A 17,146-nucleotide genomic window follows, 5' to 3' on the forward strand; every position below is an offset into this window, starting at 1 on the left:
GCTCAGATCCGGGCAGCCACCGCGGAAGCGAGCTTGTGAGTGGCTTCGGGGGACTGGGGGAAGAACAGGTAGGGCTCGATGAGTTCGAGCTCCATCAGGAGGAAACGGCCGTTCACGACCAGGCCGTCGACGCGGGCGTAGAGCGGGTGGACGCCGGCCGTGGTGAGGACCGTGCGCGCACTCTCCAGCACGGCGGGCGGCGGGTCGGCCGGGGTCGCGACGCCGCCGAACATCAGCTGGACCCGGTAGTCGCCGGCCACCGGGCGCTGCACGACCGCGTGGCTGAACTCACCGTCGATGAAGACCAGGGACCACTCGCCGTCGGTCTGGACCTCGGGCTGGAACGGCTGGACCAGGTAGACGGTGTCCGGAAGCTCGTCGATCGCCTGGTCGAGCTCAGCAGACCCGGCGATGCCGCGGATCGTGTGCGTGGCGCCCGCGCCCACGGTCGGCTTGACGACGATCTCCTGGCCGTTGAGGCCGGTGACGACCTCGCGCAGGCCCGCGCCGGCGCCGATCTGGGACGGCACGATCGCCACGCCACGCTCGCGCAGTTCGAGCAGGTAGCGCTTGTCGCCGTTCCAGCGGACCAGGTCGGAGTCGTTGAACACCGGTACGCCGGCCTTGTCGAGCTGGGCGAGCCACTCGGTGAAGTCGTCGTACCGCTGGTGGTAGTCCCACACCGAGCGCAGCAGGATCGCGTCGTACGCGGACCAGTCGACCGACGGGTCCGTCCAGACCTCGGCCACCGGGTCGAGGCCCGCGGCGCGGAGGGCGTCGACGAGCGGGAGGTCGTGTTCGTGCAATTCAGCCTGTTCGGCCGACGTCGCGAGGGCGATGCGTTTCGTCACGCCGATCAGTGTTGGCAGGCAGTGGGCGCGGCGTCAAACGGCTTTGGTGATCAGCCCGATGACGGAGCGTGATGGCGGTGACAACGATGACGGCGGCGATGAGGTGAATCAGGCCCTGCCGGGTGTCGTGCCCGAAGCTCGCATAGGCCAGGTACGACGCCAGCGGTACGGCGATCCACTCGGGCCGGCGGGCGAGCACCGCCAGCGCGATCAGGGGGAGGCCGTACCACGGGTAGGTGGGGGTGGCGACGAGGAGTGCGGCGCCGTACAGCCAGCAGCAGGTCACGGCGATCGGCTCGTGTTTGGACCGTTGGAAGGCGAGTACAGCGAGGGCGACCGCGAGTACCGCCGCGGCGAGCTGACGGACCTCAGGAGGCAACAGGAGCGCGAGAATCGCCGATCGGGAGCTGCCGTCGTCGAAGCCTTCCTGGGTCAGATAGCCGGGCAGGAAGCCGAGCACCAAGGTGCCGGCGGCAACCAGGTAGGGGACGTACGAAGCGACGAAGGTGCCAACGGCAACTACCGGGCGCCGGTTGCGGAATGCGGGAAGCAGGAGGAGGGGGAGGAGCTTGACGCTCGCGGCGGCGCCGAGGAGAACCGCGGCCAGCTTCGGCCTTCGGTTCGTGGCGATGACGGCGGCTGCGATCAGGAGGGCGGCGAGGACGTCGACGTGTGCGGCGTTGCCGGCTTCGAGGGCGACGATCGGTGACCAACCCCACAATGCGGCCGAGCGGGGATTGTCTACTGCCAGTAGCCAGGTGAGTACGACGGCGAGCAATGCGGCGGCGATTTGCAGGCCGAGGGCGCCCCCGGACCACGGCGTGACCAGCGCGACCGCGGCGAAGTACGCCTGCGCGACCGGCGGATAGATGGTCGGCACCCGCGGCCGGTTGATCCGTGTCCTCGGGTCGTCGGCCGACAACGCTGTGAGCGCAGCCGGATCCTTCGGGACCCGGGGCGGCCCCGTCACTCCCGACCGCTCGTCCGGCGACAACCCCGGGAACAACACGGGATCCCGGAGCCGCGCCAACGCGTCATCCAACGGCACATGCGAGTACGGCGAACTGCCGGACAACTGCACGCGCCCGTCCCACGCGTACCGGTAGGCGTCCGTGCTGGTGATCGGCGCCTGCATCAGCCCAGGCACCTGGCAGATAGCCGCAACCACCACGACGCCGAGCACAGTCAGCCTCTTGGCCCACCACACCACCCCCACCACGAGCAGGCTGCCCACCACCAACACCACATTCGGCCAGTGGCCCCTCGCCGCCGCGATCACAGCCCAGCAGCTACCGATCGCCACGCCAGCCCCCAAGACCGTCCGCCCCCACCGCCCCGTCCGCCCCCACCGCCCGTACGCCCCCGCTGACCCGTCCGCCCCCACCGCCCGCTCCGCCGACCCGTCCGCCCCCGCTGACCCGTCCGCCCCCACCGCCCGCTGCGCCGACCCGTCCGCCCCCGCTGACCCGTCCGCCCCCACCTCCGCTTCGGCCCCTGCCCTCCGCGAATCTCATCGGATATCCCCTGAGTTTGCCGGTTCTCCCCTCGTATACCGGGGGGAGAACCGGCCATTCGAGGGGATGACCCCTCGAATGGCCGGGAGGCGGGCCGGGTGCGGCGGGCGTCGGTGCGACGGGGGGCGGTGCGACGGGGGTCGGTGCGACGGGGGTCGGCGCGGCGAAGTGTGAAGCGGCGGTGGATGGCGCGGCCAAGGGTGAAGCGGCGAGGGGTGGTTGGGCGTTGCATCAGGTGGTCCGGGCGGGGGTGGTGCGGCGGAGGGTCAGGAAGGCTCGGTGGCCGGCTCGCCAGTCCTCGGTGGCTTGGAGGTGGGCGGCGGAGGCGTGCCGGAGGACGGCGTGCGTACCAACTCTTGCCCAGGGCAACGGTATGGAACGGCGGTCGGTGGAGCTGCGCAGGATGATCGGGGCGGAGTCGTCGAGGTCGTCGTCCGGGTCGACCTCGACCAGCACCAGCCCGTCGGGGCGGACGAGCTCGGCACAACGCCGGAGGAGGTCGGCCGGATCGCCGCCGATGCCGATGTTGCCGTCCATCAGCAGCACACTGCCCCACCGCCCCTCGCCCGGCAGGCGATCCTGCACCGGCCGCCGGAGCGCCGCCGCACCACGAGCAGTGGTCAGCGACACCGCCCGCGGCGAGACATCCACGCCGAGCGCCGGAATCCCTCGCTCAGCCAACGCGGTCACGATCCGTCCCGGTCCACAGCCCACGTCGAGGACGGGCCCTTCGCACCGGCTCAGCGCAAGTCGGTCGATCTCGTCTGCCGGCGACTGCCACCGATCCAGTTCCGACAGCGACGGCACGGTCCGCCCATCGATGCCGGTAGCAACGACTCTCGCCGTACCCCCGAGCGCCTCCTCGAACAGCAGTCCCGGATGGGCCGCGTGCTGCAACCGCCGATAGAGCCTCGAGACTCGCAACGACGGATACGCGGCCGCGAGGTGCGCCGCGTCGTGCGGCGTGTCCATGTCTCGCAAGGTCGGCAACAGCAACACCCGCAGCCCGAGCATCCTGAGCCGCCGCAGCTGGTCGATACCGGTGTGATCGGTCGACATCGGTACGCCGATCAACGCACGCCGATCGGGCACCCGCAACCCGAGGCACCAATACCCGCCGTCATCGGTCAGCCCGAGTACGGCGTCATGCCCGGACCACCGGAATCCCAGCAGCCCCGGCGTGACCTGCGGCGTGTCCATGCCGACCAGCAGCATCGGCGTACCGTCGAAGGCGTCCTCGAACGCGGCCGCCAGCCGCTCGTCCAGCCCGCCCCCGCGCTGCCCGATCACCACGAAACCGTCTGGAAGCCATGGCCCAGGATCGCCCTCGAGCGCGAGAACCCGGCGTGACGCCGGCGCCGAGCGAACGGCGCTCAGCGTGTCCACCAGCGACGCCCGCGCCAGCGCGGCAGCCTCCCCGGCGGTGAACTCGGTCTGAAGCGGCGTCTTCACCCGGCCCGGCACCGGCTCCTTCGCGATGACGATCAGCGTCCCGCGAGTCATCGCGCCAGCACCTTCGACATGTCGAGTACGGCCCGTGCCGCGCCGAGCGGCGTACCCGTGACCTTGGAGCGACCGGAGCGCGGCAGGTAGTCGACGTCGACCTCGGCGATCCGCCAACCGGCGTCGGCGGCGCGTACGACGGTCTCCAGTGGATACCCGGAGCGCCGGTCCAACAGACCGAGGCCGAGAAGTGCTTCCCGCCGCGCCGCCTGCATCGGACCGAGGTCGTGCAGGCGCACTCCCGTTCGGCGTTTGATCCGCCGGGACAACTCGGCGTTCGCCAACCGGAGATGCCACGGCCAAACGGCCCGCGAAACGGGTCGACGACGGCCGACCATGAGATCGACACGGCCGGCCAGCACAGGCGCGGTGACGCGGACCAGTTGCCGCGGATCGAGCGACGCGTCGGCATCCATGAACGCGACCACCTCGGCCTCTGCCGCCTCCAGGCCCGCATGACACGCAGCGCCGTACCCACGCGGCTCGCACCGTACGACGATCGCGCCCAGGCCGGCGGCGACCTCCGCCGATCCATCGGTGGAACCGTTGTCGACGACAACGGCCCGGACGCCGGCCGGCAGCCGTTCGAGCGCCCAGGGCAGGGCCGCGGCCTCGTTCAGGCATGGGAGGACGAGATCGACTGACACTCTTCGACCGTAGGGACGATCGGGTGGCGCCGGAGGCCGAACGTGGCTACGGCTCTCTTACGGCGTTCGCCGTCGCGGGCCGGACCGGGATGGGCTGCGGCCGGACGATCTAGGCTCTGACCGTGGCTACTCGTGTACTCGTGGTCGACGACGACCCGACCGTGTCCAACGTCGTCTCGGCGTACCTGACCAAGGCGGGTTACGACGCCCGCGTGGTGGCGGACGGGGTCGCGGCGGTCGAGGTCTGGCAGCAGTGGAAGCCGTCGGTCGTCGTACTGGACGTGATGTTGCCCGGTCTGTCCGGGCTCGAGGTGCTGCGCCGGATGCGCGCGGCCGACGACGGCGCCGCGGTGATCATGCTGTCCGCGCGGGGCGAGGAGGAGGACCGGCTGGTCGGGCTGGAGGTCGGCGCGGACGATTATGTGGTCAAGCCGTTCAGCCCGCGCGAGCTCACGCTGCGGGTGCAGGCGATGCTGCGTCGCGAGGAGCGGCTGGCCGGCCTCGACCTGACACCGACCAAGATCAGCGCCGGGCCGATCATGATCGACACGGCGGCGCGGCTTGCGTACCTGAACGGGGACGAGTTGGCGCTGACGCATCGGGAGTTCGATCTGCTGGCGTTCCTGGTGTCGCATCCGGGCAAGGCGTACACGAAGGCCGAACTGCTCCGCCGCGTCTGGGGCTGGGACTTCGGCGACTCGTCGACCGTCACCGTGCACGTTCGCCGGCTGCGGGAGAAGATCGAGGTCGATCCGTCCGATCCCCGGTTGGTCCTCACGGTCCCGCGGACGGGCTACCGATTCGTCGGGGACGCCGAATGAGCAAGGACATGGTCACGATCCTGGCGCTCACCACGCTGTGGACGCTGGTCGTCGCGGCCGTCGGGGCGGCGATCCTCTGGCAGTTCCGCCGCCGGTCGTTGCGGATCACGATTCTCGTCGCCGCGCTGGCTCCGATGGCGGCCGCGCTGGCCGCGGTGCTGCAGAGCGTGCGGGCGATGTTCATCTCCGAGCACGACTCGTGGGTGGTGCTGTGGACGCTGGCGTTCGCGGCATTGCTCGGGCTGGGGATGTCAGTGCTGCTCGGGCACTGGATCAGCACGGGCTCGCGGGATGTTGGCCGCCGGTTGCGTCAGCTGGGTACGTCGTACGAGCCGACGGCCGAGCTCACTGGCGCCGTACCGGCCGAACTCGCGGAGCTGACGGACGAGCTGGAGATGACGCGTCGCAAACTCGCCGCGTCGCACGAACGGGAGCGCGCGCTGGAGGCCAGCCGGCGGGAGCTGGTCGCGTTCATGTCGCACGACCTGCGGACGCCGCTGGCCGGATTGCGGGCCGTGTCCGAGGGACTCGAGGACGGCGTGATCGACGACGTACCCGGTGCTCTGCGGCAGATGCGGGCGACGGTCGACCGGATGACCGGTTTGGTCGATGACTTGTTCGAGCTGTCCCGGTTGTCGGCGGCGCCTCCGCCGCGGCACCGGTCCGCGGTTAGTCTGCGCGAGCTGGCGGAGGACGTGGCGGGGGAGAACAGTGAGCATGCCCGTTCGTCCGGGGTTCGGCTGGCCGTGTCGACGCCGACAGACGACGATCGGCTCGCCGTCCAGGGCGATCCGGACGAGCTGACCCGCGCGGTCACCAACCTGGTCGGCAACGCGATCCGCCACACCGCACCCGGTGGAACCGTCACCCTGGCCGTCGACCGCGAGCCCGATGGCCGCGTCCGCCTCGCGGTCACGGACGGCTGCGGCGGGATCCCCACCGACGATCTCGACCGGGTCTTCGACATCGGCTGGCGCGGCGACGAACAGCGGACGCCGGCCGACGCGGTGGGTTCGAGCGGCGGCGGGCTGGGGCTCGCGATCGCTCGCGGCGTCGTCGAATCGCACGACGGCAAGATCGCCGTCAGCAACATCGACGGCGGCTGCGCCTTCCAGATCGACCTACCCGCGAGCGTTTGAGAGCAGGTCCGCGAGGTCGGTGGTGAGGTCGCAGGCCGGCTTCCAGCCCAGTTCGTTGTGGAGGCGGTCCGAGGACGCCGTGATGTGGCGGACGTCGCCCAGACGGTACTGGCCGGTGACGACCGGCGCCGGGCCGTCGTACGCGCGCGAGAGTTCGGCGGCGACGTCGCCGATGGTGTGGATGGTGCCGCCGCCGACGTTGTACGCCGCGAACGAGGGCTGGTGGGGGAGCGCCTCGCTGGGCGGGCCGAACGGGGTGTCGATCTCGACGGTCTGTGCGTCGGACAGGAACGTGTAGAGACCGGAACCGCCGATCACGCCGATGTCAGCCATGATCCCAACGCTAGTGTCGCCGGGCGCGGCGACTACCGGATTCGCCCGGACCGTCAGCGCTCCGTAATCGATGATCGAATGGTGCCGTGAAGGTGTCTTGGGCGCTGCTCGCGATCGGCGTGGTATTCCTGTTGTTCGGCGCGTACGCGAGCTGGACCGCCGGCCGCCTGGACCGCCTGCACCACCGGGTCGAGATCGCCCGGGCTTCCCTGGAGACCGAGCTCGCCCGACGCTCCGCCCTGGTCGCCGAGCTGGCCGGCACCGGCATCCTCGACGCGGCGTCGTCCCTGCTCCTGCTCGACGCGGCTCATCGGGCCCGGACCGCGTCGCTGGAGACGCGTGAGCAGGCCGAGTCGGCGTTGACCCGTGCGATCCATGCCACCGGCACCGACAAGGAACCGTGGGCCGGCGAACTGAGCCTGGCGATGCGGCGGGTCCAGTTGGCTCGGCGTTTCCACAACGACATCCTGGTGTCGACGCGGGACCTGCGGCAGCGCCGGCTGGTGAGCTGGTTCCGGCTGGCCGGCCACGCGCCGATGCCGGGCACGATCGAACTGGAGGACGGCAGTTGACCTTCGCGGAGGAGGCCGAGCGGTACCGCCACGAGCTGCGGGTGCACTGCTACCGGATGCTCGGCTCGTACGACGACGCCGAGGACATGGTCCAGGAGACGTTCCTGCGGGCGTGGCGCCGGCGCGACGACTTCGAGGGCCGATCGTCGTTGCGGGCGTGGCTCTACCGCATCGCCACCAACGCCTGCATCGACGACGTACGCCGCCCGCAGCGAGTCCTCCCGCACCAACTCGAACCGGCGTCCTTCCCCGCCACCGCCCTCCCACCGCGCGACGACGTGCCCTGGCTCCAGCCGTTCCCCGACGTACTGCTGGACCGCGCGGAGGAGCCGGATGCCGTTGTGATCCGCCGCGAGACGATCGAGCTCGCGTTCCTGATCGCGATCCAGCACCTTCCACCCCGGCAGCGCGCCGTCCTGATCTTCCGCGATGTCCTCGGCTGGCCCGCCAGTGACACCGCGTCGGTCATGGAGCTGACCGTTGCCGCCGTCAACTCCGCCCTCCAGCGAGCCCGGCCCGTGCTCGGCGAACACCTTCCGTCGCACCGGTCGGAGTGGTCGGCGACTCCGTCTGCTGATGAGCACGACCTGCTGCAGAAGTACATAGCCGCCTGGGACGCGGGTGATCCCGCGGCGCTCGCAGCCCTCATGCACGAGGACGTCCGCATCACGATGCCGCCGTACCCGTTCTGGTTCGAGGGCCGGGCCGCGGCCGAACGCGTGCTCGCCGCCAACCTCGACCCGGCCGGGAACGCCTACCGTGGCACCTGGCGTTTCCTGCCGACCGCGATCAATCGCCAGCCCGCGCTCGCCGCCTATCTGCGCGGCCCGGGCGAGACCGTTTACAGCCCGTTCTCCGTCGACGTCTTCCGCGTCGAAACGAACCTGATCGCCGAAATGACCGCCTTCGAGATCACCGAGTTCTCCCGGCTCGGCCTGCCCGGGCACTACTTGGCGTCGGCGTAGGTCTCGACGGTGGCGGTGGTGAAAGCGAAGTTCGTGGGGGTCGGACCGAAGGTGAGGGTGCCGGCCAGGGTGCTGGCGGACTGGATCGCTTCGGTGACCACCGCGGCTTCGTCGGCCGGACAGTGGACGATGACTTCGTCGTGCTGGAAGAAGACGAGCTCGGCCTTGAGATCGGCCAGTGACTGGCGCAGGGCGGCGAGCATCAGCAAGGCCCAGTCGGCGGCGCTGCCCTGGACCACGAAGTTGCGCGTGAAGCGGCCTCGGGCGCGGGCGTGGCGAGCGTCGGTCTGGGGCTCGTCTGCTGGTGGTCCTTCCAGCATCGCGGCGTCCAGGGGAGTGCCGGACGGTGGGCAGGTCCGGCCCAGATAGGTGCGGACGAGCCGTCCTTCCTCACCGGCGCGCGCGGCGTCGTCGACATACGCAACCGCCAACGGGAATCGCTTCCGCAGCATGGCGAGGTTCTTGAGGCCGTCGCCGGAGGTCTGGCCGTAGATGGCGCCCAGTACGGCGACCTTGGCGGTGGCGCGGTCACCCGAGAACGCCTTGTCCGAGACAGCCTTGTAAAGGTCGCCGGGATCGCTCGCCACCTCCATCAGAGCGGGGTCGCGCGAGATGGCGGCGAGAATCCGGGGCTCCAGTTGGGACGCGTCGGCGACCACCAGACGCCAACCAGGATCGGCGACGACGGCACGGCGAATGACCTTCGGGATCTGCAGACCGCCACCGCCGTTGGTGATCCAGCGACCGGAGACCGTGCCGCCCGGAACGAAGCCAGGCCGGAACCGGCCGTCATGGACCCAGTCGTGCAGCCAGGACCAGCCGTTCGCGGTGTAGATGCGATAGAGCTTCTTGTACTCGACCAGTGGCGCGACCGCCGGATGGTCGATCGTCTCGAGCTCCCAGCGGCGGGTCGACTTCAGCTGATGCCCAGCCTGTTTGAACGCCTTCAGTACGTCGGCCGGCAGATCCGGTCGCACCCGCCGCCCGAACGCCGCCGACACCTCGTCGGCGAGCTCGGTCAGCCGCCGCGGCTCCCCGGTCCCGCCGAACCGATCGCCGAGCAGCTCCGTCAGTACGGCGCGATGCGCCGACTCGCTCCACGGCAGGCCGGCGCGATCCATCTCGGCCGCGATCAGCATCCCCGACGACTCCGAGGCCGTGAGCAACCGCATCCGGTCCGGATGCTCCGTGAGACCGTGCCGCCTGAGCTGGTCGGCGTACACCCTCAGGAGAGCGTCGAAGGCGACGGACTCGGCAGCGATCTCGAACAACGACGACTGCTCACCCGGTACGACGCCCCGCAGTGGCGGATCCGGCGGCGCAGGCTGACCACTCAACCGTGCCCAGGCGGCCGCCACCGATCGTGGCTCACCCAGCCGGCCCTCGTGCCCGAGCAACAGACCTTCGCTGTTCTCGATGTCGTAGCAGCGTTCCACCCGGACGCCGCTCGCCAGCAACCGCGGATAGATCTCCGCCGACGACCGCCACACCCACCGCGTCACCTGCGGACGCGAAGCCACCGCGGCCGCCAGGTCCGGCTCGTGCACCACCTCACCGGCAGGTTGCCCGTCCGGATGCAGCGCGACGAGCACCGCCCCGCCACCCTCCTCCGGCGCGATCGCCCACCGCTCGTCCATACCCCGAATCCTCACACTCCCCGCCGACATTTCCCCCAGCCCCCACTTTGTGCACCGGATCCGCATTTTCATCGCCCGCCGGTGCGGATCTGGTGCACAGAGTCGGCCGGAGACGGAGTGCCGGGCGTGGGTGGCTGTGGGGATCAGGCCAGTGGTGGGAGACTGGACTTATGTGGCGGGAGAGTGACCTGGACGGGGCGGACGGGACGAAGACCGAGCAGGTCGAGGCTCTCGTACTGCGCCGGATCGAGCGGGGTGACCTGTCGATCGGTTCGCGGCTCCCCTCGGAGCGGGTGCTGGCCGAGCGACTCGGGTTGAGCCGCGTGACCGTCGTACGGGCGCTGGACCACCTGCGGGCGGACGGCGTACTGGAGACGAAGCGCGGCTCCGGCACGGTCGTCCGGCCGATCGACCGCCTCCTGGACCCGATCGCGCCCGCGTCGACCGTCACCGCGGGGGACCAGCCGGTGCTCGACCTGCGCTTCGCGACGACCGCGGCACCGCACGACGTCGCCGAGGTGGCTGCGCAGATCGTCGAGGACGGCCTGCCGCAGGCCATGGGTGGCGACGGCCCGCCGCCGGGTGGGTCGATCGAGCTGCGTACGGCGCTCGCCGAGCGACTGACCATGGAGGGCGTACCGACCGAGCCGGACCAGTTGACGCTGACCGTAGGCGCAGCAGCCGGCCTGAACGCCGCACTGGCCGGACTGGACCTCGGACCGGGTGTCGCGATCACCGAGACACCGACGTACCCGGCTGCCTTCGACCTGCTCCGCAAACACCGCCTGGACGTCGCCGGCTGGCCCGCCGGCGTCTGGGACACGGATCAGCTCACTCACCTCTGCCGACGGCACCGGCCCAAGGTCATCTACCTGCAGGCGGACAACCACAACCCGACCGGGCTCAGCCTCCCGGCGGACCGTCGTACGGCGGTAGTCGAGATCGCCAGGCGGTACGGCGCTGCCCTGATCAGTGACGAGACCATGCGACCGCTCTGGCTGGCCAGCGGGGAGCAAGCCGAACCGCTGAGTCGCTACCCGCGCACTGTGAGTGTTGGATCGCTCTCGAAGACGGTGTGGGGCGGACTGCGCGTCGGCTGGGTCCGCACTGGCAAGCAGCTCAGACGACGCATCAACACCGCCGCACAGCTCAGCGTGGCGTCACCCAGTGCACTGGACGACCTCTTGGCCCAAGCGATCGTCCATCGGCTCGACAAGGTGATCAGCCGGCGCCGGACCCGGCTGCGCGCTAACCTCGCGGCGCTGGAGACGGGCCTCAGGACGCTCGACGGTGTGGCGTGGCCGACGCCCACCGGCGGGATGACGCTGTGGCTCGAGCTGACCGAAACCAGAGCGCGCCGAGTGCTGGAGGCAGCCCGTGGACACGGCCTGCTGCTGGGCGCCGGCGACCTGTTCACACCCGAGGGCACCGACCGAAGACACATCCGGATCCCGTTCACCGCACCGCCCGCGACGCTGCGGCTGGTGGTCGCCCGGCTGGGGGAAGCACTGGCTCAGTCCACTTGATCCGAGGTGGACTGAGGATCGGTGCCGTCGTCGACCTAATCTGGACAGTGAGCCCCACGACCAGGAGGAATGCAGTGACGGAGAACCAGACCCCTCAGACCGGTACCGCGAAGGTCAAGCGCGGCATGGCGGAGATGCTCAAGGGCGGCGTGATCATGGACGTCGTCACCGCGGAGCAGGCCAAGATCGCCGAAGACGCCGGTGCGGTCGCCGTGATGGCGCTGGAGCGGGTTCCGGCCGACATCCGCGCGCAGGGCGGCGTCTCCCGGATGAGCGACCCGGACATGATCGACTCGATCATCGGCGCCGTCTCGATCCCGGTGATGGCCAAGGCCCGGATCGGTCACTTCGTCGAGGCGCAGGTGCTGCAGAGCCTCGGTGTGGACTACATCGACGAGTCCGAGGTCCTGACCCCGGCCGACTACGCGAACCACATCGACAAGTGGAACTTCACCGTTCCCTTCGTCTGTGGCACGACCAACCTGGGCGAGGCGCTGCGCCGGATCACCGAGGGCGCGGCGATGATCCGCTCCAAGGGCGAGGCCGGCACCGGTGACGTGTCCAACGCGACCACCCACATGCGCCAGATCCGCCAGGAGATCCGCAAGCTGCAGAACCTCCCCGAGGACGAGCTGTACGTCGCCGCCAAGGAGCTGCAGGCGCCGTACGAGCTGGTCAAGGAGGTCGCGCAGGCCGGCAAGCTCCCGGTGGTGCTGTTCACCGCCGGCGGGATCGCCACCCCGGCCGACGCCGCGATGATGATGCAGCTCGGCGCCGAGGGCGTGTTCGTCGGCTCCGGCATCTTCAAGTCCGGCAACCCGGCCCAGCGCGCCGAGGCGATCGTCAAGGCCACCACCTTCTACGACGACCCCGACGTACTCGCCAAGGTCTCCCGCGGTCTGGGCGAGGCCATGGTCGGTATCAACGTCGACGAGATCCCGCAGCCGCACCGGCTCGCCGAGCGCGGCTGGTGACGACACCGGAAGGTCTGCTGGCGGTGGACGAACGGACCGCCCGGGAGCTGCGGGGACTGGCCCGCGTCCTGGTGCGGTCCGGGTACGCCGACCACGCCGCCGTCACGGCCGCGTTGACGGAGGCCGTCCAGGAGGACGCGCCGTCGATGGATGCGGCCGCCCTGGTGCCGCTGCTGATCGGCGAGGCCTTCATGGATCTCCAGGCCGAGGCCGCCGAGTGGCCGGCGACCACGGATCCTGACCGGCTCGACGCCGTACTGGCCGAGCTGGAGTCCCGCGGCCTCGTGGTGGTCCGCTACACGGCTGACCACCACGCTGCCAGGCGGGTGCTCGAGGCGGCCGCGGATCCGAAGGGCCTGGTGTTCTTCACCGACACCGACGTCTGGCACGCGGTCGACTTCGGCATGCTCGAGCTCAAGCTCTGGCACCCCGACACCGCCAACGTTGCGCCCGGTGAGCCGCTCCTGGACGACGTGCTGGCGCTGCTGCACCAATACGACCTGCCCGCGGTCTTCGACGAGGGCCGCATCGAGGTGACCCTCACCTGGCAACGAAGGGTGACGCTATGACCGTGATCGGTGTGTTTGCGTTGCAGGGGAACGTGCGTGAGCACGTGGCGATGCTGACCGAGGTCGGCGTCGAGGCCCGGCCGGTACGGCGTCCGTCCGAGCTGGAGCAGGTGGACGCGCTGGTGCTCCCGGGTGGCGAGTCGACCACGATGGACAAGCTGGCCCGGGCGTTCGAGCTGTTCGAGCCGCTGCAGAAGCGGATCGCGGACGGGATGCCGGTGTTCGGCACCTGCGCCGGGATGATCATGCTCGCGAACGACATCACCGGCGGGATCGAGGGCCAGGAGACGCTCGGCGGACTCGACGTGACGGTCCGCCGGAACGCGTTCGGGCGGCAGGTGGACTCGTTCGAGGCGGACCTGGACTTCCCGGATCTGGGAGCAGGGTTCGACACGCCGTACCACGCGGTGTTCATCCGGGCACCGTGGGTGGAGCGGGTCGGTCGGGACGTGGAGGTACTCTCGACGGTGAGGTCGGGCCCCGCCGCGGGTAGGATCGTCGCGGTTCGCCACGATCGGCTGCTGGCCACGTCGTTCCATCCGGAGATGACCGGGGACGCCAGGCTGCACGGCTACTTCGCCGAGCTGGTCCGCAGCCTCTGAGTCAGTTGCAGCGGTAAGAAGGGTTGGGTTCGCCATGTCAGGCCACTCCAAGTGGGCCACCACGAAGCACAAGAAGGCCGTCATCGACGCGAGGCGCGGCAAGCTCTTCGCGAAGCTGATCAAGAACATCGAGGTGGCCGCCCGGATGGGCGGTGGCGACCCTGGCGGGAACCCGACCCTGTACGACGCCATCCAGAAGGCGAAGAAGACCTCGGTCCCGAACGACAACATCGACCGCGCGATCAAGCGTGGTTCCGGCGCCGAGGCCGGTGGCGCGGAGTACCAGACGATCATGTACGAGGGCTACGGCCCGAACGGCGTCGCGATGCTGGTCGAGTGCCTGACCGACAACCGCAACCGGGCCGCTGCCGACGTCCGTACGGCGATGACCCGCAACGGCGGCTCGCTGGCCGACCCGAACTCGGTCGCGTACCTGTTCAACCGCAAGGGCGTCATCGTCGTCGCCAAGGACCAGGACGGGAAGTCGCTGTCCGAGGACGACGTGATGGAGGCCGTGCTCGAGGCCGGTGCCGACGAGGTGAACGACCTCGGCGAGTCCTGGGAGGTCGTCACCGAGGCCACCGACATGGTCGCGGCCCGGACGGCGCTGCAGGACGCGGGCATCGACTACGACTCCGCCGACGTCCAGTTCGTCCCGTCCATGACGGTCGAGCTGGACGCCGACGGCGCCGCCAAGATCTTCCGCCTGATCGACGCCCTCGAAGACAGCGACGACGTCCAGAACGTCTACGCGAACTTCGACGTCTCCGACGAAATCATGGCCGAGGTCGGCTGAGTCACGGATTGACGATCTGGTTGCCTGCCAGGGCGAGGGTTTGGATGGCGGCCAGGCCGTAGAGGGCTGTGGTGTTGGTGGAGACCCACTTGGCGGCCTGGGTCGGGTTGAGGGTCGAGGTCACCTGCTCGGACGACCAGGGGAGGTTCGGGCCGTAGCCGTCGCCGGTGTAGAACTCCTTCCAGGCCCGCGCGGCCAGGTCGTCCCGGTTCAGGCGTACGGCGGCGTACGCGGTGAGTCGCGAGTGGCCCTGGCGGAGGATGAGGTTGCCGAAGTACGCACCGCACTCCTCGGTCTGCTCGGCGCGGGTGGCGTTGAAGAGGCGGCAGTACTGCAACCACGCCGCCTCGAACGCCGGTAGGTCCACCAGGTCGATCAGTTCGGCGCAGATCTCCACCTGCCCGAACATCGCGCTGAGGTGCGACACGCTGACCGTCTTCTCCGTCACCGGTGCGAACCGTCCGGTGTCCAGGTCGTACAGACCGCTACCGGTGACGAAGCCGTTCGGCATCGCGCCGATCGTCTCCATCGTGCCGAGAAGCTTGCTGTGGGCAACGTCGGCCTTCGGGCCCTGCCGCTCCCACTCGGTCAGCCATGCGGCCGCCAGACCACTCCAGTCGGTACCGAGGCCGATGGACAGCGCATGCGGGTCCGGCTCGTACGGCTCGGTCCTGATCTTCCGTAGCGGATCCAGCACCAGGAACGTCCGGTCGGAGTCGACCAGCTCCGACAGCAGGTCGCCAGTACGCTCGTCGGCCGTCAGGTAGTAGTAGAACCGCCGGTAGATCGCCGTACTGATCCGCTGCTGCTTCGCACTGTCCGCCCAGTGCTGTACGCCGTGTCGCGTCCCCAGCCCGGCCCACTGCCCGAGGTGATAGACGTCGACCTCACCAGTGTGTCGCGTCATGGCCTCGGCGAACCGGAAGATGTCGGCCCGGCCGGTCCGCAGGAACGAGTACCAGAGCCAGAGATCCGGCGACAGCTCCGAGTTGTCCCACGCGTACCCACCCACGTCGTACCGCCATACCAGCCGGTCCTCGTCGAACGTGTGCATAATGTCGCCGTAGTCCCAGAACCCGTACCAGTGCCGCGACTCGACCTGACCCCGGTAGAAGTCGAACAGGAAGTCCAGATGATCCTCGATCGACTTCTTCGCCGGCACAGACCGATCCACCGGCGTGACCAGCCCACCAAAGACCCGCGTGTTGACGATCTGGCCCACCGGGTTGATCAACTGCGGTGGTGTCCGCACCTGGTCAGCCATGTCACCCAGTCGAGCAGCCGTCGGAGTCGCCGCCAGCGCCCAGAACGTCAGCTCGGACGTCCGAGCGATCCGGTACGGCGTGCCGAAGGCGGGCTCGTAGTCCTCATAAGTGATCTCGAGCGCGTCCAACTGCTTCGGGTAGGTGTCCTCGCCCATCCCGTCGTGGTAGAACCGCGTGTCCATGGCACCGGCCTCCGGCGACCACAGCCACACGGTGACCTCGGCCTCCTCGGTCGCGGCTCCACGGATGTCCAGCTGGGTGGGGTGGCGCTGCCAGAAGTCCCTTAAACCAAAGGCGAACCCGCCACTCACGCCACCGACGTACCCGAGCCCGGATGCGCGCCCGCCCTGATCGACCGAGACCCAGCCGAACCCCTTCTTGGTCCGCTTCTTCACCGTGAAGCCGTCGGCGTTCAGCTGACTCAGCGAATAGTCACCCCACTCGGGGATCCATTGCAGCCGCGTCGTCACCCGCTGGTCCCACGTGGCCGGATCAGGCAGCTTCGTCCCAGCGATCTGCGCTGCACGTACGGCGGCACCGGGGTCGCGCCGCAACCCGGTGATCCCCTTCACCGCCTCGGACACCATGCCATGACCCTCGCCGACGAACCGCACGTGACGGTCGTACGCCGCATCCCGCAACGGCACCCGGAAGCGCACACCGAGCCCGGCGATGTAGTCCTTCTGCCCATCGCGGTCGTAGACGAACGTGTGCACCATCCGCACGTTCTCCGCCCCGGCCACGAAGTACAGCCGCACCGAGAACGGCAACCAGGTCTTGCCCTTCCGCGACTTGTGCCGGCCCTCGATCCGCACCACCGCGCGGACCGGTCCCGCCTGCTCCACGGTGACGCGCGTGATGTCGCTCTCGTAGCGTTCCCGGACGCTGCCGCCTTCCTCGTCCTCGGCGATCTTGTCCTGCTTCAGGTTGACGAGCTCGCCCTTCCGGGCGATCAGCACGTCACCACGCCAGATCTGGCTGACCAGCTCCGAGCCGCTCTTGCGGATCCGGGTCTTGATCACGCCGGTGTCGACGTCGACGTACGTCTTCTCGCTCTTGACGGTGACCGGTTGCGCGGGCGCGGCCGCCGTACCCGGGCCGAGTGTGTACGACTCGGCCGGTGCGTCGACCGCGATCGCATGCGCACTCCACTTGAGGGAGCCGTCCGGCCAGCACGCGGTCGGCCAGCTCTGCACAGGTACGGCGCTGCCGTCGGCGGCTGTGAGTGCGAACGACTGGTTCGCGGGTACGGTGCCTTTCGGCCACGGCGTACCCCAGGTCGTCACGGCTGCTGTGCTCGGCTTGCCTTCCAGCCAGCTGAGCTTCACCTCCGGTACGTCGGCCACTGCTTTGGTGCCGGTGTCGAGCAGGGACGCTGCAGGTACGGCGGCCATACCTGCTAGGACGGTGCGTCGGGAGACCTCCATGCCTT

Annotated in this window: 16 protein-coding genes; 9 read left to right on the forward strand and 7 right to left on the reverse strand. The window is 69.6% G+C overall.

All coding sequences use genetic code 11. The features are described 5' to 3' along the window. Nucleotides 1–2 precede the first annotated feature (2 nt). From ACXC9Q_RS07920 to ACXC9Q_RS07935, 4 genes are all read right to left on the reverse strand, one after another. Nucleotides 3–851, reverse strand: a complete 849-nt coding sequence (locus tag ACXC9Q_RS07920) for an ATP-grasp domain-containing protein (RefSeq protein WP_457055825.1) — start codon at nucleotides 849–851, stop codon at nucleotides 3–5. Next, the gene (locus ACXC9Q_RS07925; protein WP_457055826.1) at nucleotides 808–2,085 is read right to left on the reverse strand and encodes a glycosyltransferase 87 family protein; all 1,278 of its coding nucleotides are present in this window, start codon (nucleotides 2,083–2,085) and stop codon (nucleotides 808–810) included. Before ACXC9Q_RS07925 ends, ACXC9Q_RS07920 begins: the two co-directional genes overlap by 44 nt. A gap of 511 nt (nucleotides 2,086–2,596) precedes the next feature. Beyond that, on the reverse strand, nucleotides 2,597–3,868 hold the full coding sequence (locus ACXC9Q_RS07930; RefSeq protein ID WP_457055827.1) for a DUF2064 domain-containing protein: 1,272 nt from the start codon (nucleotides 3,866–3,868) through the stop codon (nucleotides 2,597–2,599). Beyond that, on the reverse strand, nucleotides 3,865–4,515 hold the full coding sequence (locus tag ACXC9Q_RS07935) for a glycosyltransferase family 2 protein (protein WP_457055828.1): 651 nt from the start codon (nucleotides 4,513–4,515) through the stop codon (nucleotides 3,865–3,867). Before ACXC9Q_RS07935 ends, ACXC9Q_RS07930 begins: the two co-directional genes overlap by 4 nt. 122 nt (nucleotides 4,516–4,637) lie before the next feature. Here ACXC9Q_RS07935 and ACXC9Q_RS07940 point away from each other — a divergent pair, with 122 nt between their 5' ends. Continuing rightward, entirely contained in the window at nucleotides 4,638–5,336 is a 699-nt protein-coding gene (locus ACXC9Q_RS07940) for a response regulator transcription factor (RefSeq protein WP_328519939.1), read from the forward strand. After that, nucleotides 5,333–6,475 carry a sensor histidine kinase gene (locus ACXC9Q_RS07945; protein WP_457055829.1) on the forward strand — a complete coding sequence of 381 codons (1,143 nt, stop codon included), beginning with the start codon at nucleotides 5,333–5,335 and terminating at the stop codon, nucleotides 6,473–6,475. Before ACXC9Q_RS07940 ends, ACXC9Q_RS07945 begins: the two co-directional genes overlap by 4 nt. Here the strand turns inward: ACXC9Q_RS07945 and ACXC9Q_RS07950 are convergent. Then, nucleotides 6,458–6,808, reverse strand: a complete 351-nt coding sequence (locus ACXC9Q_RS07950; protein ID WP_457055830.1) for a hypothetical protein — start codon at nucleotides 6,806–6,808, stop codon at nucleotides 6,458–6,460. The two genes, ACXC9Q_RS07945 and ACXC9Q_RS07950, sit on opposite strands and share 18 nt — an antisense overlap. An 86-nt stretch (nucleotides 6,809–6,894) precedes the next feature. Between ACXC9Q_RS07950 and ACXC9Q_RS07955 the strand changes: the two genes are divergently transcribed. Together ACXC9Q_RS07955 and ACXC9Q_RS07960 are read left to right on the forward strand one after the other, a co-directional pair. Continuing rightward, entirely contained in the window at nucleotides 6,895–7,380 is a 486-nt protein-coding gene (locus ACXC9Q_RS07955; protein WP_457055831.1) for a hypothetical protein, read from the forward strand. Next, nucleotides 7,377–8,345 (forward strand): RNA polymerase subunit sigma-70, encoded by a 969-nt coding sequence (locus ACXC9Q_RS07960; protein WP_457055832.1) that lies wholly within the window; start codon nucleotides 7,377–7,379, stop codon nucleotides 8,343–8,345. Before ACXC9Q_RS07955 ends, ACXC9Q_RS07960 begins: the two co-directional genes overlap by 4 nt. Here ACXC9Q_RS07960 and ACXC9Q_RS07965 read toward each other — a convergent pair. Next, the gene (locus tag ACXC9Q_RS07965; protein ID WP_457055833.1) at nucleotides 8,327–9,982 is read right to left on the reverse strand and encodes a bifunctional 3'-5' exonuclease/DNA polymerase; all 1,656 of its coding nucleotides are present in this window, start codon (nucleotides 9,980–9,982) and stop codon (nucleotides 8,327–8,329) included. The two genes, ACXC9Q_RS07960 and ACXC9Q_RS07965, sit on opposite strands and share 19 nt — an antisense overlap. 170 nt (nucleotides 9,983–10,152) lie before the next feature. Between ACXC9Q_RS07965 and ACXC9Q_RS07970 the strand changes: the two genes are divergently transcribed. From ACXC9Q_RS07970 to ACXC9Q_RS07990, 5 genes are all read left to right on the forward strand, one after another. Further along, complete coding sequence (locus ACXC9Q_RS07970) at nucleotides 10,153–11,508, forward strand: aminotransferase-like domain-containing protein (protein WP_457055834.1); 1,356 nt, start codon at nucleotides 10,153–10,155, stop codon at nucleotides 11,506–11,508. A gap of 74 nt (nucleotides 11,509–11,582) precedes the next feature. Further along, nucleotides 11,583–12,482: a pyridoxal 5'-phosphate synthase lyase subunit PdxS gene (pdxS, locus tag ACXC9Q_RS07975; RefSeq protein WP_457055835.1), complete on the forward strand. Its 900-nt coding sequence runs from the start codon at nucleotides 11,583–11,585 to the stop codon at nucleotides 12,480–12,482. After that, nucleotides 12,479–13,051 (forward strand): DUF6891 domain-containing protein, encoded by a 573-nt coding sequence (locus tag ACXC9Q_RS07980; protein ID WP_457055836.1) that lies wholly within the window; start codon nucleotides 12,479–12,481, stop codon nucleotides 13,049–13,051. The genes pdxS and ACXC9Q_RS07980 overlap by 4 nt, the downstream gene beginning before the upstream one ends. Next, nucleotides 13,048–13,653, forward strand: a complete 606-nt coding sequence (pdxT, locus tag ACXC9Q_RS07985) for a pyridoxal 5'-phosphate synthase glutaminase subunit PdxT (RefSeq protein ID WP_457055837.1) — start codon at nucleotides 13,048–13,050, stop codon at nucleotides 13,651–13,653. The genes ACXC9Q_RS07980 and pdxT overlap by 4 nt, the downstream gene beginning before the upstream one ends. Nucleotides 13,654–13,687: 34 nt before the next feature. Continuing rightward, the gene (locus tag ACXC9Q_RS07990; RefSeq protein ID WP_328519949.1) at nucleotides 13,688–14,449 is read left to right on the forward strand and encodes a YebC/PmpR family DNA-binding transcriptional regulator; all 762 of its coding nucleotides are present in this window, start codon (nucleotides 13,688–13,690) and stop codon (nucleotides 14,447–14,449) included. Nucleotide 14,450: 1 nt separating this feature from the next. Here the strand turns inward: ACXC9Q_RS07990 and ACXC9Q_RS07995 are convergent, their stop codons facing one another. After that, entirely contained in the window at nucleotides 14,451–17,141 is a 2,691-nt protein-coding gene (locus ACXC9Q_RS07995; protein ID WP_457055838.1) for an exo-rhamnogalacturonan lyase family protein, read from the reverse strand. Between the last annotated feature and the right edge of the window lie 5 nt (nucleotides 17,142–17,146).

Source organism: Kribbella sp. CWNU-51, assembly GCF_054073265.1.

What these genes read in the sequence shown, in the direction of transcription:
- ACXC9Q_RS07950 (WP_457055830.1), bottom strand. Translation starts at nt 6,808, where the DNA reads ATGGCTGACATCGGCGTGATCGGCGGTTCCGGTCTCTACACGTTCCTG.
- ACXC9Q_RS07970 (WP_457055834.1), top strand. Translation starts at nt 10,153, where the DNA reads ATGTGGCGGGAGAGTGACCTGGACGGGGCGGACGGGACGAAGACCGAG.
- pdxT (WP_457055837.1), top strand. Translation starts at nt 13,048, where the DNA reads ATGACCGTGATCGGTGTGTTTGCGTTGCAGGGGAACGTGCGTGAGCAC.
- ACXC9Q_RS07930 (WP_457055827.1), bottom strand. Translation starts at nt 3,868, where the DNA reads ATGACTCGCGGGACGCTGATCGTCATCGCGAAGGAGCCGGTGCCGGGC.
- ACXC9Q_RS07995 (WP_457055838.1), bottom strand. Translation starts at nt 17,141, where the DNA reads ATGGAGGTCTCCCGACGCACCGTCCTAGCAGGTATGGCCGCCGTACCT.
- ACXC9Q_RS07945 (WP_457055829.1), top strand. Translation starts at nt 5,333, where the DNA reads ATGAGCAAGGACATGGTCACGATCCTGGCGCTCACCACGCTGTGGACG.
- ACXC9Q_RS07990 (WP_328519949.1), top strand. Translation starts at nt 13,688, where the DNA reads ATGTCAGGCCACTCCAAGTGGGCCACCACGAAGCACAAGAAGGCCGTC.
- ACXC9Q_RS07965 (WP_457055833.1), bottom strand. Translation starts at nt 9,982, where the DNA reads ATGGACGAGCGGTGGGCGATCGCGCCGGAGGAGGGTGGCGGGGCGGTG.